Origin of the sequence: Nonomuraea sp. NPDC004580 (assembly GCF_040609855.1) — a bacterium.
Taxonomy (GTDB): domain Bacteria; phylum Actinomycetota; class Actinomycetes; order Streptosporangiales; family Streptosporangiaceae; genus Nonomuraea; species Nonomuraea salmonea.
This window is the reverse complement of record NZ_JBEXLH010000017.1, coordinates 23614-37690: the sequence shown is the minus strand read 5'-3', so window position 1 is coordinate 37690 and position 14077 is coordinate 23614. Positions and strand designations below refer to the sequence as shown.

The 14077-nt window shown below is 72.7% G+C and carries 14 protein-coding genes and 1 pseudogene; 9 read left to right on the top strand and 6 right to left on the bottom strand.

The features are described from left to right. Positions 1-20 precede the first annotated feature (20 nt). Positions 21-476, bottom strand: a complete 456-nt coding sequence (locus tag ABZW11_RS19665; protein ID WP_355418937.1) for a CBS domain-containing protein — start codon at positions 474-476, stop codon at positions 21-23. A gap of 170 nt (positions 477-646) precedes the next feature. Here ABZW11_RS19665 and ABZW11_RS19660 point away from each other — a divergent pair, with 170 nt between their 5' ends. Next, on the top strand, positions 647-1669 hold the full coding sequence (locus ABZW11_RS19660; RefSeq protein ID WP_355418935.1) for a histidine kinase: 1023 nt from the start codon (positions 647-649) through the stop codon (positions 1667-1669). After that, on the top strand, positions 1666-2316 hold the full coding sequence (locus ABZW11_RS19655; protein WP_355418933.1) for a response regulator transcription factor: 651 nt from the start codon (positions 1666-1668) through the stop codon (positions 2314-2316). The genes ABZW11_RS19660 and ABZW11_RS19655 overlap by 4 nt, the downstream gene beginning before the upstream one ends. A 5-nt stretch (positions 2317-2321) precedes the next feature. Here ABZW11_RS19655 and ABZW11_RS19650 read toward each other — a convergent pair whose 3' ends face one another. Further along, a complete protein-coding gene (locus ABZW11_RS19650) occupies positions 2322-3434 on the bottom strand; it encodes an FAD-dependent oxidoreductase (protein WP_355418931.1) in 1113 nt (370 codons plus the stop codon). A gap of 128 nt (positions 3435-3562) precedes the next feature. Between ABZW11_RS19650 and ABZW11_RS19645 the strand changes: the two genes are divergently transcribed. Together ABZW11_RS19645 and ABZW11_RS19640 are read left to right on the top strand one after the other, a co-directional pair. Next, positions 3563-3871: a helix-turn-helix domain-containing protein gene (locus ABZW11_RS19645; protein WP_355418929.1), complete on the top strand. Its 309-nt coding sequence runs from the start codon at positions 3563-3565 to the stop codon at positions 3869-3871. Between the two features lie 239 nt (positions 3872-4110). Beyond that, positions 4111-4644, top strand: a complete 534-nt coding sequence (locus ABZW11_RS19640; RefSeq protein ID WP_345399917.1) for a hypothetical protein — start codon at positions 4111-4113, stop codon at positions 4642-4644. A gap of 12 nt (positions 4645-4656) precedes the next feature. Here ABZW11_RS19640 and ABZW11_RS19635 read toward each other — a convergent pair whose 3' ends face one another. Then, positions 4657-5538 (bottom strand): MurR/RpiR family transcriptional regulator, encoded by an 882-nt coding sequence (locus ABZW11_RS19635; RefSeq protein WP_355418927.1) that lies wholly within the window; start codon positions 5536-5538, stop codon positions 4657-4659. Positions 5539-5707: 169 nt separating this feature from the next. Here ABZW11_RS19635 and ABZW11_RS19630 point away from each other — a divergent pair, with 169 nt between their 5' ends. From ABZW11_RS19630 to ABZW11_RS19615, 4 genes are read left to right on the top strand one after another with little or no spacing between them, the layout of a single operon-like run. After that, positions 5708-7096: an MFS transporter gene (locus tag ABZW11_RS19630; RefSeq protein WP_355418925.1), complete on the top strand. Its 1389-nt coding sequence runs from the start codon at positions 5708-5710 to the stop codon at positions 7094-7096. Then, positions 7093-7515: a GAF domain-containing protein gene (locus tag ABZW11_RS19625; protein ID WP_355418923.1), complete on the top strand. Its 423-nt coding sequence runs from the start codon at positions 7093-7095 to the stop codon at positions 7513-7515. Before ABZW11_RS19630 ends, ABZW11_RS19625 begins: the two co-directional genes overlap by 4 nt. Further along, positions 7512-8717 (top strand): amidohydrolase family protein, encoded by a 1206-nt coding sequence (locus tag ABZW11_RS19620; RefSeq protein ID WP_355418921.1) that lies wholly within the window; start codon positions 7512-7514, stop codon positions 8715-8717. The genes ABZW11_RS19625 and ABZW11_RS19620 overlap by 4 nt, the downstream gene beginning before the upstream one ends. A gap of 44 nt (positions 8718-8761) precedes the next feature. Continuing rightward, positions 8762-9550: an alpha/beta fold hydrolase gene (locus tag ABZW11_RS19615; RefSeq protein WP_355418919.1), complete on the top strand. Its 789-nt coding sequence runs from the start codon at positions 8762-8764 to the stop codon at positions 9548-9550. 143 nt (positions 9551-9693) lie between these two features. Here the strand turns inward: ABZW11_RS19615 and ABZW11_RS19610 are convergent. The 3 genes and pseudogenes from ABZW11_RS19610 to ABZW11_RS19600 all read right to left on the bottom strand — a co-directional run. After that, positions 9694-10251 (bottom strand): annotated as a pseudogene (locus tag ABZW11_RS19610) (GntR family transcriptional regulator); the annotation flags it as partial. Between the two features lie 44 nt (positions 10252-10295). Then, positions 10296-11417: a CoA transferase gene (locus ABZW11_RS19605; protein ID WP_355418917.1), complete on the bottom strand. Its 1122-nt coding sequence runs from the start codon at positions 11415-11417 to the stop codon at positions 10296-10298. Next, complete coding sequence (locus tag ABZW11_RS19600; RefSeq protein ID WP_355418915.1) at positions 11414-12847, bottom strand: aldehyde dehydrogenase family protein; 1434 nt, start codon at positions 12845-12847, stop codon at positions 11414-11416. Before ABZW11_RS19600 ends, ABZW11_RS19605 begins: the two co-directional genes overlap by 4 nt. A gap of 64 nt (positions 12848-12911) precedes the next feature. On the opposite strand from ABZW11_RS19600, the gene ABZW11_RS19595 reads away from it, so the two are divergent. Next, a complete protein-coding gene (locus tag ABZW11_RS19595; protein WP_355418913.1) occupies positions 12912-14075 on the top strand; it encodes an acyl-CoA dehydrogenase family protein in 1164 nt (387 codons plus the stop codon). Positions 14076-14077 lie beyond the last annotated feature (2 nt).

Sequence of the window (14077 nt, the reverse complement as noted above, 5' to 3'; positions counted from 1 at the left end):
GCCCGGCGGGCCTGGTTCTGTCAGTCGTCGGGGGCCAGGGCCAGACTGGTGAGCAGCCGTTCGAGGGTGATGGCGCCGGCGAGCACGCCGTCGCGGCCGACGACGGCGACGATCGGGCTGCGCAGCCGCGCCATCAGCGCGGCCACCTCCAGCAGCGTCGCCTCCATGCGGACGGTCGCCGGGGTGACCGGGTGCCGGGGCAGGCAGTCACCGACCGTCCGCTCGCCCAGTTCCCCCCAGAACACGTCGGCGTGGGCCTCGTCGATCGTCCGGCACAGCGCCGGGTCCTCCTGGTACGCCCCCGGCACCGCCAGCCGCAGCACCTGCGTCCCCGGCAGGACGCTGGCGGGCCGCCCCCGCCCGTCCACCACGATCAGGCCGGGCATGCGGCCCAGGGCCATGAGGCGGACCGCCTTGGTGACGGGGTCGTCGGCGGTGACCGTGGGCAGGCTTACGGCGATATCGCTGGCATGCATGACATCCGCTATCTCTCCCATCCGGCTCCGCTCAAGTCTCGCGGCGGACAGGGTTCGCCGGCCATCGGGTCCGTCACCCATCTCCGTGGGGATACACCATGGAGACGTGGGCACGGGATGGGGGTCAGCCCTGATGGACGACGACGCACCTGGACGAAGAGGCTGATGACATGGACGACCGCGTGGCCGGCGGGGCGGCGCAGCGGGCGGTGCACCTGCCGCGCACTCCGGCTCAGGCGCTGTTCCGGCGGCTGGTGCTGATCAACGGGCTGGTCTTCACGATAGGCACGCTGGTGCTGGCGTTCTCCCCCGCCACCATTTCCTCACCGATCGTGCTGGCCGAGGTGCCGGTGCTGCTGATCGGGCTGGCCGTGATGCTGGGGGCGAACGCGCTGCTGCTGCGCCGCAGCCTGGCGCCGCTCGACGCGTTGACGGCCCTCATGCAGCGGGTCGACCTGCTGCGCACCGGTGACCGCCTGTCCGACGGAGGCAACAGCGACCTGACCCACCTGATCGAGACGTTCAACGCGATGCTCGACCGGCTGGAGGCCGAGCGCAGCGCGAGCAGCGCGCACGCCCTCGCGGCGCAGGAGGGCGAGCGGCGGCGCATCGCCCGCGAGCTGCACGACGAGATCGGCCAGAGCCTGACCGTGGTGCTGCTCGGGCTGAAGCGGGTGGTGGACCGCGCGCCCGCCGACCTGCGGGAGGAGCTGCACGGCGTGCAGGAGACCGTGCGCGCGAGCCTCGACGAGGTCCGCCAGGTCGCCCGCCGGCTGCGTCCTGGCGTCCTGGAGGACCTCGGGCTGCACAGCGCGCTCAACGCCCTGGCCGCGGACGTGTCGCAGATGAGCGGCGTGAAGGTTCTGCGCTCCGTCCAGCCCGACCTGCCGCAGCTCGGCCCCGACGTCGAGCTGGTGCTGTACCGGATCGCCCAGGAGAGCCTGACCAACATCGCCAGGCACGCCCACGCCGAGCACGCCGAGCTGTCGCTGCAGGCCGAGGACGGCCGGCTCGTGCTGCGGATCGCCGACGACGGGCAGGGCGGCGCGCGCCAGGACGGCGCCGGGATCCGCGGCATGCGCGAGCGCGCCCTGCTGATCGGCGCCCGGCTGAGCGTCGACTCCCCGCCAGGCGTGGGCACGTGCGTGCGCCTGGACATCCCGGATCCCGCGAATCGGAGCGCACCCTCGTGAACAAGACCCGGATCCTGCTGGCCGACGACCACGCCCTCGTACGGCGGGGGCTGCGCCTGATCCTCGACGCCGAGCCCGACCTCGAGGTGGTCGCCGAGGCCGCCGACGGCGCCGAGGCGGTGGCGGCGGCCGACGAGAGCGAGGCGGACCTCGCCATCCTCGACATCGCGATGCCTCGCATGACCGGGCTGCAGGCGGCCAGGGAGATCTCCCGCCGGGCGCCCGGCATCCGCATCCTGATCCTGTCGATGTACGACAACGAGCAGTACTTCTTCGAGTCGCTCAAGGTCGGGGCGTCCGGCTACGTGCTCAAGTCCGTCGCCGACCAGGACCTGCTGGAGGCGTGCCGGGCCACCATGCGGGGCGAGCCGTTCCTCTATCCGGGGGCGGTCACCGCGCTGATCCGCGACTACCTGCAGCGCGACAGGGAGGGTGAGCGCATCCCCGACAGCATCCTGACGCCGCGGGAGGAGGAGATCGTCAAGCTGATCGCGGAGGGCAACTCCGCGAAGGAGATCGCGGAGACGCTGGTCATCAGCGTGAAGACGGTCGATCGGCACCGGGCGAACATCCTGCAGAAGCTGGGCATGCGCGACCGGCTCGAACTCACCCGCTACGCCATCCGCGCCGGCCTCGTCGAGCCATGACCGGCTCAGGCGGTGGTGTCCTGGACGTCGAAGGCCCCGCTCGCGTAGGCGACGAGCATGTCGCGGCCCTTGATCTCGGCGGCGGCGCCGGCGCCGACCACGCCCTGACCGGGTAGCTGGCCCGCGCCGCCTTCCGGGCCGAGCGGGACGAGGATGACCGGCGGCTGCCGCTCGTACGGGGCCGGCTCTCCCTCGCCGGTGATGATCGCGCGCAGGTTGGCGGCCAGCAGTTCGCCCTGCCGGCCGGCGAGCCCGGCCATGTCGCGGTCGGCGTCGGAGATGTCGCCGATCGCGAACACCCGCTCCTGCCCGCGTACCCGCAGCAGCTCGTCCACCTGGACGTATCCGCGCTCGTCGAGGGCGTCGGCCAGTTCGCCGCGCAGGTAGCCGGTCCGCAGCCGCACGCCGAAGCAGCGGAACCACATGTCGGCGACCAGCTTGTCCCCCGACTCGGTCGCGATCGCGATGGGCGCCACCGTGGCGGGCTCGGCGGCAGGCAGCTCCACGAGCGGGCTGCCGAGTTTGAGCTCGACTCCCATCTCGGCGAGCTGGCGGCGCAGCTCGTCCCGCAGCGACGGCTCGAACGGGCCGGGCAGGATGTCGTCGGACACGTCGGCCAGCGTGACGTGCTTGCCGGGGAAGGCCGCCTTGATCTCCCCCGCCAGCTCCAGGCCCACCGGCCCGGCGCCGACCAGCAGCACCCGTCCCGCCTGCCTGAGCGCGTCGTGCGCGGCCCGCACCTGGGCCTTGGCCAGGTCCGAGTCCGGGGTGTCCATCTTGGCGGGGAACGCGTGAGCCGACCCGGTGGCCAGCACCAGGTAGTCGGGCTCCAGCGTGGCCCCCGAGGCCAGCGTCACGCGGCGGCCGTCCACCGCCACCGCGCTGTCACGCAGGAACCGGCCGTGCTCAAGCAGCCGCCGGTAGGGCAGGAAGATCCGGTCGAGCCACTCGGGCTCCACCAGCGCGCGCCAGGCGGCCACGTTGTGCACGAAGGCGTCGGACGGGTCCACGAGCGTCACGTCGGCGACGTCGTCGAGCAGCTTGGCCACCTTGTGGCCGCCGTAGCCGCCACCGAGCACCACGACGGACGGGCGGGTGCCCGCGGGGGTCTGACTCATCACACATCTCCTCGCTAGGTATCGAGATGCAGCTACGTTATCCATACCCACTACGAAAATCAAAGCGGCAGTTTTTCTGCTAGTTTTGAGGCATGCCGGCACCGACACCTCACGCCGTGGAAGCCTGCATGCGCCGCGACGAGGCGCTCACCCGCGCCTTCACCCTGCTCGGCAAGCGCTGGGTCGGCGTCGTGCTGGCCAGCTTGCGCATGGGGCCCGCCGGGTTCCGCGAGCTGTCACGGGCCATCGAAGGAGTCAGCGACTCGGTGCTGTCCGACCGGCTGTCCGCGCTGACCAAGGACGGGCTGATCGTCCGCAAGGTCGACGAGGGGCCGCCGGTCACGGTGTCGTACGAGCTGACCGAGGCCGGCCAGGCGCTCATGCCGGCCCTGGAGCAGATCTCCCAGTGGGCCCACGAGCACCTGCCGCCCCGCTGACTCCTTGCGGTGCGGCACCTGCCCGGTCGGCCCTTCCGCGAGCGTCAGCTTGCCCGCCCCGAGGGACCGTGAACCTGCTTGATCTTGCTCCGTGGTGACGGTCAGTGGCGGGACGTACTCCTAAGGTCATCCAGCGAATCGCCCATCGCGTTACCAACCGCCCTTGATCGCCCGGTATGGGGTGTTACGTTGAAGGAGCAGACGGTGCCCCACACACCCGGCGAAGGACGTGGTCTTCCGTGCTCTACCTCTTCGGCTTCGATCGCATCGGCGTGGCCGTCAGCGACATCTTCTTCGTCGATCCCCACCCCATGAAGGGGCAGGAGGGGGCCGAGCGCGGCGTGCGGCTGGAGCTGCGCCGGCTGGAGACGGGTGAGCTGAAGGGGTCGATCTATTCGGCCCGGCCGATCACCGTCGACCGGCCGATCTGGCGGGTGGACCTGCTGGAGTCGGTCTCGGGGAAGCCGGGCAGCTTCGATCGCACGCATCACCATCCCGGCGTGGACGGCTGGGAGCCGGGGCAGCGGGTGTTCGACAAAGGGCTGTCGCAGGAGCCGCTGAAATGGCTGCTGCTGCGGCTGTCGGACCTCGAAGACGTGCTGGACAAGGCCGGCGAGCCTCGCGACACGGTGTCGGAGGCCGACGTGGTGGGGTTGCGCGATCGGGCGCCGGAGATCGTGGAGACGGTGGCGCGGCTGCTCGACGTCACCCGGTCCGCACCCGTGCCCGAAGGTGCCGAGGTGGCCACCAGCGTGCGGGCCAGCTGGTTGTGACACGCCCGTAGGTCAGCGGTCCCCCGAGGGGGTGCTGGGGCGGCGGTGGAGGAGGGAGAACTTCGCCCACATGGCCTCCGCCGCCTCGATGGAGGCCCCCGTACGCGCCGGGTCCACGGCGGCGAGCTGGGTGACCAGGGCCTGGGCGACGGCGATGCCGGCCGTCAGCGAAGGGAAGAACGCCTCTCCCTCCGCCGGCACCATGACGACCTCCTCGGCGGCCCCCGCCAGGGCGGGGCTGGCGGCGTCGGTGACGGCGAAGACGCGTACGCCGCGCGCCCGGGCCTCGTTGGCGGCCAGGACGGTGCTCTCGTACAGGCGCCAGAAGCTGATCGCGATCAGGACGTCGCCCGCGGCGCTGGCGGCCATGGTGTTGGCCAGCTCCGCGTCTCCCCCGGTGACGGCGGTGACCGGGTAGCCGGCCAGGCGGGCGTTGTGGGCGAGGGCGATGCCGACGGCGGCGTAGCTGCCGTCGGCGACGATCACCGTACGCCGGGCCGCCGCGACGGCCTCGGCGATGGTCACCAGCACGCGCTCGTCGAGACGGCGGTTGAGCAGGGCCAGGCTGTCGAGGTCGCGGCGCAGCGAGCGGGCGCTGGGCGAGCCGCTGCCCCGGTGCTCGGCGGCGACCTGGCCGGCGCTGAGCGAGGACAGGTAGCGGGCGCGCAGCTCCTGCTGGAGGGCGGGCCAGCCGGCGAAGCCGAGGGCCTGCGCCGTACGGGTGACGGTGGCCACGTTGACCCCGGCGAGCTGGGCCAGCTCCTGCGCCGACCCGAACGAGGCCCGGCGCGGCTGGGAGAGCAGCACTTCGAGCAGGGCGGCCGACTTGCCGCGCAGCCCGCGCGCCGGCAGCCGGTCGCGCAGCCATTCCTCGAAGCTGTCGGTGCCCGTCATCCCTCTCCTCGCCCGGCTTTCTGAAGCCCTGCGCGGGCATCCGGCGGGGAACATGCTACGTGCTCCAGTCGAGCCAGATTTGCAAAGAACATTGCAATTTTAGCGAAACGCACTATATGTTGCTTCGCATTCGACCTGCAGGGCCACTACCTGGGGAAAGGTGTGTTCGATGACCTTGTTGGCCCGTCTGGACCGGCTCCCGCTGAGCCGTCCCCACTATCTCCTCCTCCTGATCGGCGGTCTCGGCTACACCTTCGACGGCATGGACTCCGCCGTCGTCGCCTTCCTGCTGCCGAGCGCCCAGGAGGCCTGGGACCTGTCGAACGGCCAGCTCGGCATCATCGGGTCGGCGACGCCGTTCGGGTTCCTGTTCGGCGCGACGGCGGCCGGGCTGCTGGGCGACCGGATCGGGCGCAAGAAGGTCATGATGTACGCGCTCGCCTTCTACGCCGTCTTCTCGGTGATCGCCGCGTTCGCCCCCAACTATGAGGTGTTCCTGGGCGCCCGCGTGCTGGCCGGAGCCGGCGCCGGCGCCGAGAGCGCGATCATCGCGCCGTTCCTGGCGGAGTTCGTGCCGGCCAATCGGCGCGGCTGGTTCGTCGGCGCGCTGTCCGGGTTCTTCTCGTTCGGCTTCGTGGCGGCGGCGCTGATCGGCCGGTTCGTGGTGCCGACGTTCGACGAGGGCTGGCGGATCGCGCAGGTCATCACCGCGCTGCCGATCCTCATGCTGCTGTGGTGGCGCCGCTCGCTGCCCGAGTCGCCCAGGTACCTGCTCCAGCAGGGCCGTACGGGCGAGGCCGAGCAGGTGGTCGCCGACCTGGAGCGCCGCGTCGAGCGCGCCACCGGAGCGCCGCTCCCGCCGGTGCCCGAGTCCGCGACCGCGCCGGCCGCGCAGACCCCCAAGGTGAACCTGCTCAGCGCCCTGCGCTTCCTGTGGAGCAGGGCCATGGCCAGGCGCACGGCGGTCATCTGGCTGATCTGGTTCGTGATCACGTTCTCGTACTACGGGTTCTTCTCCTGGATCCCCACGCTGCTCGTGCAGCGCGGCATCACCGTCACCAAGAGCTTCGAATTCTCGATCATCATCTATCTGGCGCAGATCCCCGGCTACTTCTCCGCGGCCTGGCTGTCGGAGCGGCTGGACCGCAAGAACACCATCGCCATCTACCTCGCGGGCTCGGCGGTCAGCGCGTTCTGGCTGTCGCAGATGGACTCGCCCGTCACGATCACGCTCGCGGGCGCGGTGCTGTCGTTCTTCCTGAACGGCACGTACGCCGGCGTCTACTCCTACACCCCCGAGGTCTTCCCGACCTGGATCCGCGCGACCGGCACCGGCCTGTCCAGCGCGTTCGGCCGGGTCGGCAGCATCATGGCCCCGGCGATCATCGGCTGGTCGGCCGCGAGCCTCGGCTTCGCCGGGGTGTTCGGCCTGACCACGGCGGTGCTGGCGGCCGGCGTGATCTGCGTGATGGTGTTCGGCCTGGCCACCGCGGGCCGATCGCTGGAAGAGCTGACCGAATCCACCACCGGATCCACCACCGAGGAGGCGACCAAGTGAACGACCTGGACGAGCTGGAGCGGCGGGTCCGCGAGGAGGTGGGCGTGCGGCTGTTCACCGTCCTCGCCTGGGTGCCGGAACGCCGGGCCCTGCGCCGCGTGCACAGCAGCCACCCGGCCGAGTACCCCGTGGGCGGCGAGAAGACCGTCGAGGTGGCCCAGCAGTGGCTGAGCACGTGCATCGAGGGGCGGGAGCCGTACTTCGGCCGCGACAAGGCCGCCGTACGGGAGATCTTCGCCGACCACGAGCTGATCGAGAGCCTCGGCTGCGGCTCGATCATCAACGTGCCCGTGCTCGGCCGGGACGGCGAGGTCGCCGGCGTGCTCAACATCCTCGACGCCGAGGGCGCCTACGACGACGCATCGGTGGCCGCCGCCCAGGCGATCGCCAAGGAGTTCACGTTCGGAGGTGCCGCATGAGCCTGCTGCTGCGCAACGCGCTGCTGCTCGACGTCGAGACCGGCGCGTACGCGGAGGCCGACCTGCGCTGCGCCGACGGCCGGATCGCCGAGACCGGGCACGAGCTCGGCGCGCCCGACGGCACGCGGGTGATCGACGTGGCCGGCGCGCGGGTCGTGCCCGGCCTGATCGACGCGCACGTGCACGTCACCGCCTCCAGCGCGGACCTCGGCTCGCTGCGCTCGAAGCCCCCGTCGTACGTCACCGCGCACACCGCCCGCATCATGGGCGACATGCTGAGCCGCGGCTTCACCACCGTGCGCGACGCGTCCGGCGCCGACTTCGGCCTGGCCGACGCGCAGGCCGAGGGGCTCATCCGGGGGCCGCGGCTGCTGTTCTGCGGCAAGGGGCTGAGCCAGACCGGCGGCCACGCCGACTTCCGGGGCCGGGGCGAGCACCTCACCGACGACCATCCGTGCTGCGCGGGCGTCGGGCGGGTGGCCGACGGGGTGGACGCCGTGCGTGCCGCAGCCCGCGACGAGCTGCGCAAGGGCGCCCACCACATCAAGGTGATGGCCTCGGGCGGCGTCGCCTCCCCCACCGACCGCATCGACTCGACCCAGTACTCCATGGAGGAGCTGCGCGCCGTGGTCGAGGAGGCCGAGGCCGCCAACCGGTACGTCGCCGCCCACGCCTACACCGCCCGCGCCGTCAACCGGGCGCTGGAGGCCGGGGTGCGCTCCATCGAGCACGGCAACCTCATCGACGACTCCAGCGTGGAGCTGTTCCTGCGGCACGACGCGTTCCTCGTGCCGACGCTGGTGACCTACTGGGCGCTGAAGGAGGAGGGCCGCGACTTCGGGCTGCCGGAGAGCAGCTGGCGCAAGGTGGACGAGGTGCTCGAAGCCGGCATCGTCGCGCTGGAACGGGCCGCGCGTGGCGGGGTGCGGCTGGCGTACGGGACGGACCTGCTCGGCGGCATGCACCGGCACCAGAACCAGGAGTTCCGGCTGCGGGCCGAGGTGCAGTCGCCCCTCGACGTGCTGCGCGCGGCCACCACGGGGGCGGCGGAGCTGGTCGGGCTGACCGGCGAGCTCGGCACGCTCGCGGTGGGCGCGCACGCCGACCTGCTGGTGCTCGACGGCGACCCGCTGGAGGACATCGGCGTCCTCGCCGACCCCGAGCACATCCGCCACGTCGTCCAGTCCGGCGTGGTGGTCTGACCTGAGGGGTGCGGGCCGACGGGCGGGTGCGTACCGTGAGGGGCGTGCCGACGCTCGTGCGTGCCGCCCTGGTCGTCGCCGCGGTGGCGGTCCTGCTCATCGCCCTGCTGTGGGTGTTCCAGCGGCGGCTGATCTACCTGCCCGACCGCGCCGCCCCGCCGCCGGCCGGGACGGTCGTGCCGGGGGCGCGTGACGTCACGTTCACCGCCCGGGACGGGCTCGAACTCGCCGCCTGGCACGTGCCGGGCCGGCGTGAGGTGACCGTGCTGGTGATGGGCGGCAACGCGGGCAACAGGCTGCACCGGGCGCCGCTGGCGAGCGCGCTGGCGGCGCACGGTCTCGGGGTGCTGCTCATGGACTACCGCGGCTACGGCGGCAACCCCGGCGACCCGGACGAGGAGGGCCTGTTCCGCGACGCGCTGGCGGCCCGCGACTGGCTGGGCGAGCGCCGGGTGGTGTACTTCGGCGAGAGCCTGGGCGCGGCGGTCGCGACCCGCCTCGCCATAGAGCGCCCGCCGCACGGGCTGCTGCTGCGCTCGCCGTTCACCGACCTGGCGGCGGCCGGCCAGGTCAACTACCCCTTCCTCCCGGTACGCCCCCTCCTGCGGGACCGCTTCCCCGTCGCCGAGCAGATCCGCCGGGTCCGGGCGCCGGTCGTCGTCGTGTACGGCACCGCCGACACGATCGTCCCCGCCCGCCTGAGCCGCACGGTCGCCGAGGCCGCCGGCGCCCCCGTCGTGGAGATGAACGGCGCCGGCCACAACGACCTGGACATGCTGAACGGCCCCGACCTGATCAACGCCGTCCTCACCCTGGCCGACCGGCCGGCGTGACCAGGAGCGGGCTGCCCGGCGCTGCTGCTCGACCACAGGGGCCGGCCGCTGTCGTCGGTGACCCTGCGCTGACCCTGCCCCGGTGGTCTGGTGTCGAGCTGGGGGGCGAGCGCGGCCACCGCGTGGGCGCGGTGGCCGTCGAGGGTGGCCACGGCGTCGTCGGCGGAGCGGCGGCGCAGCGCGTCGAGGGTGGCGCGGTGCTCCTTGATCACGCGCTCGCGGTTGCCCGGCTCGCCGTAGTACATCGACCGGTAGGCGTCGGTCGAGTCCCACAGCGTACGGATGAGGCGGGCCAGCCGCGGCATCCCCGCGCAGTCGAACAACGTCATGTGGAACACCCGGTTGGCGGTGGCCATGGCCGGCACGTCGCCCGCGGCGGCGGCCCGCTCGACGTCGTCCTGAGCGGCCTCGAGCCGGGCGAGGTCGGCGTCGGTGAGCCGGGAGACCGCCCGGCGCACGGCCTCCTCCTCCAGCAGCTCCCTGATGCGGTAGACCTCGCGCAGGTCGTCGAGGGAGAGCGTCTCGACGAAGTAGCCCCGGTGGGCCTCATAGGTGACGAGGCCCTCGCCCTGCAGCGTCTTGAGCGCTTCGCGCAGCGGGACCCTGCTGACCTGGAGCTCCTCGGCGAGCGCGTCCTGCCGGATGGGGGCGCCGGGGCGCAGCCTGCCGGTGGTGATGGCGCGCCGCAGCTCGCCCAGCACGAACTGCTGGGCCGTGGGCGGCCTGCGTCGTGCCTCTTCCGGACTCACCGCCCCAATATCTCACGAACCCACGCCTCGTCCTGCCCGAGCTCCGGCGGCCTGCGGCGGTAGGCGGGCGGGGTGGCGCTGAGCCGCAGCGGGTTCGCGACCTGGCCGACGCCGTCGAGGTCCACGGCCGGGCCGAGGCCGAGATCGGCGGCGAGGGAGAAGGCGGCGGCCAGGTCGTTGATCGGGCCGCACGGCACGCCGGCCTCGGTCAGCCGGCCGAACCACTCGTCGGCCGTACGCTCGGCGAGCGCCGCGTTCAGAGCGGCGACGAGCGGCTCGCGTGCGGCGACGCGGCCGGCGTTGGTGGCGTAGCGGGGGTCGCCGGCGAGGCCGGGCCGGTCCAGGGCGGCGCACAGGGCGCGGAACTGGCGGTCGTTGCCCGCCGCGATGACGATCGGGCGGTCGGCGGCCTGGAACACCTCGTACGGCACGATGCTCGGATGCCGGTTGCCCATGGCGCGCGGCACGACCCCGGCGGCGGCGTACGCGGAGGCGTGGTTCGTGAGCGCCGAGAGCAGGGACGACAGCAGCGACACCTCGATGCGCTGCCCCTCGCCGGTCCTGTCGCGGTGGCGGAGCGCGGCGAGGATGCCGAGGCCGGCGTGCAGGCCGGTGATCACGTCCACCAGCGCCACGCCCGCCTTGGTGCCGGGACCTTCCGGCTCGCCGGTGACGCTCATGAGCCCGCCGACGGCCTGCGCGATGAGGTCGTAGCCGGGCAGGTCCGCTCCGGCGCCGGAGCCGAAGCCGGTGATCGAGCAGTAGACCAGCCCCGGGTTCAGCTCGCGCAGCGTCTCGTGGCCGAGCCCGAGCCGGTCCATGGTGCCCGGCTTGAAGTTCTCCACCAGCACGTCGGCCCGGGCGGCGAGCGCCTTCGCGACCTCGGCGTCGGCCTTGAGGTCGAGGGCGATCGAGCGCTTGTTGCGGTTGACGCCCAGGAAGTACGTGGCCTCGCCGTCGGCGTACGGCGGCCCCCAGGCCCGCGTGTCGTCCCCCGCGCCGGGCCGCTCGACCTTGATCACCTCGGCGCCCAGGTCGGCCAGCAGCATGGTGGCGTAGGGACCGGCCAGCACCCGGCTGAAGTCGGCGATCAGCAGCCCCGACAGCGCGCCGCTCATGCCGGCGCCCCCAGATAGACGGTGACGGTGCGGGTGTAGAAGTCCCTGGCGGCGCGGCCCTGCTCCTTGGGGCCGTACCCGCTGTGCTTGGCGCCGCCGAACGGCACGTGCGGGAACGTCCCGGCCGACTCGGAGTTGACGTGCAGCACGCCCACCTCCAGCCGGTCCACGGCGCGCAGCGCGGCGCCCAGGTCGCGGGTGAACAGCGCCGCCGACAGGCCGTGGTCGCTGAGGTTGACCAGGCCCAGCGCCTCCTCGGCCGATCCCGCGCGCACCGCGCCGACGACCGGCCCGAACAGCTCCGTACGCCAGAAGCCGACCCCCGTCCCCGGCAGGTCGAGCACGGTCGGCGGCACGAACCAGCCCTCCCCGTCGAGCGGAGCGGCCCCGGCGAGCGGCTTGGCGCCCTCGTCCACGGCCCGCCGCACCCCGGCCGTGACCCGGTCGCGGGCGGCCGAGCTGACCAGCGGCCCCATCTCGACGCCGGCCGCGAGCGGGTCGCCGACGACGAGCCCAGCGGCCCGCGCGGCGACGCGTTCGAGCAGGTCGTCGGCCACCTGGTCGGCGACGATGAGCCGGGAGGTGGCGGTGCACTTCTGCCCGGTCGAGCGGAACGCGCCGAGACACACCTGCTCGGCGGCGTGGTCGAGGTCGGCGTCGGCGAGCACGACGGAGGCGTTCTTGCCGCCCATCTCGGTCTGCACGGGCTTGCCCAGCTCGCCGCAGCGGGCGATGACGGCTCTGCCGACGGCGGTGGAGCCGGTGAAGGAGACGGCGTCGACACCGGGGTGATCGACGATGACCGCTCCGGCCTCCGCCTCGCCGTGGACGAGGTTGAGCACCCCGTCGGGCAGCCCGGCGGAGGTCAGCGCCTGCGCCAGCCGGTACGCCAGCAGCGGCACCAGCGACGACGGCTTCCACACGACGGTGTTGCCGTGGCTGAGCGCCGGGGCGATCTTCCATGCCGGGATCGCGATCGGGAAGTTGAACGGCGTGATCAGCCCGGCGACGCCGATGGGCCGGCGGACGACGAGGACGTTCTCACCGGGGCGGGGCGAGGCGAAGATCTCGCCGTTCTCGCGGTCGGCCTCGCCCGCGTAGTAGCGCAGGATGCGGGCCGCGCCCCTGACCTCGGCCACCGCCTCGGGCAGCGTCTTGCCCTCCTCGCGGGCCAGCTCCGCGCCCCACGCGCCGGCGTGCTCGTCCGCGTGCGCGGCGGCGGCGGTGAGGATCGCGGCGCGCTCGTGGTGCGGGGTGGCGGCCCAGCCGGGCGCCGCGTCGCGGGCGGCGGCGACCGCCCGCTCCACCTCGGGCACGGAGGCGAAGCGCCCGCGCGCGACCACCTCGGAGGGCCGTGCGGGGTTGGTGTCGGCGAACTCGGCGCCGTCCCCCTCGACCCAGCGGCCGGCGATGAGATTCAGAACGTCCATGGTCAACGCACCCTAACTATGCCATATTGGATTTTCAATATTGGATCCAAAATACGGAGAGGTCATGATCGCACCCACCGCCCTGTTCTCCCTGGACACCCTGCTGGCCGAGGAGGAGCGCGAGATCAGGAGCACGGTCAGGCGCGTGTGCGACCGGGAGATCCGGCCGCACGTCGCGGGCTGGTTCGAGGCCGGCGAGCTGCCCGCCCGCGAGCTGGCCCGCACGCTCGGCTCGCTCGGCGTGCTCGGCATGCACCTCGACGGGTACGGCTGCGCCGGCATGGGCGCGGTCGCGTACGGGCTCGCCTGCCTGGAGCTGGAGGCCGCCGACTCCGGCCTGCGCAGCCTGGTCTCCGTGCAGGGCTCGCTCGCCATGTACGCCATCTGGAAGTACGGCAGCGAGGAGCAGAAGCAGGAGTGGCTGCCCGCGATGGCGGCCGGCGAGCGCATCGGCTGCTTCGGCCTGACCGAGCCCGACTTCGGCTCCGACCCGGGCGGCATGCGCGCCACGGCCAAGCGCGAGGGCGGCGACTGGGTGCTGAACGGCACCAAGATGTGGATCACCAACGGCTCGGTCGCCGACGTGGCGGTGGTCTGGGCGCGCACGGACGAGGGTGTACGCGGCTTCCTGGTGCCGGCCGGAACGCCCGGCTTCACGGTCAACGAGATCAAGCACAAGATCTCGCTGCGCGCCAGCGTGACCAGCGAGCTGGTGCTCGACGGCGCGCGCCTGCCCGCCGACGCGATGCTGCCCGGCGCGCGCGGCCTGTCGGGGCCGCTCGGCTGCCTGAACGAGGCCAGGTTCGGCATCGTGTTCGGGGCGATGGGGGCGGCGCTCGACTGCCTGGAGACGACGCTGTCGTACGTGGCCGACCGCGAGGTGTTCGCCAGGCCGCTGGCGTCGTACCAGCTCACCCAGGAGAAGCTCGCGGACATGGCGCTTGAGCTGGGCAAGGGGCTGCTCCTCGCGGTGCACCTCGGCCGGCTGAAGGAGGCGGGGACGCTCACCCCCGAGCAGGTGAGCATCGGCAAGCTGAACAACGTGCGCGAGGCCCTGGAGATCGCCAGGAAGTGCCGCACGCTGCTCGGCGCGAACGGCGTCACCCTCGAATACCCGGTGATCAGGCACGCGGTGAACCTGGAGTCGGTGCTGACCTACGAGGGCACCTCCGAGGTCCACCAGCTGGTCATCGGCAAGGCGCTGACCGGCATCGCCGCCTTCAAGTAGGG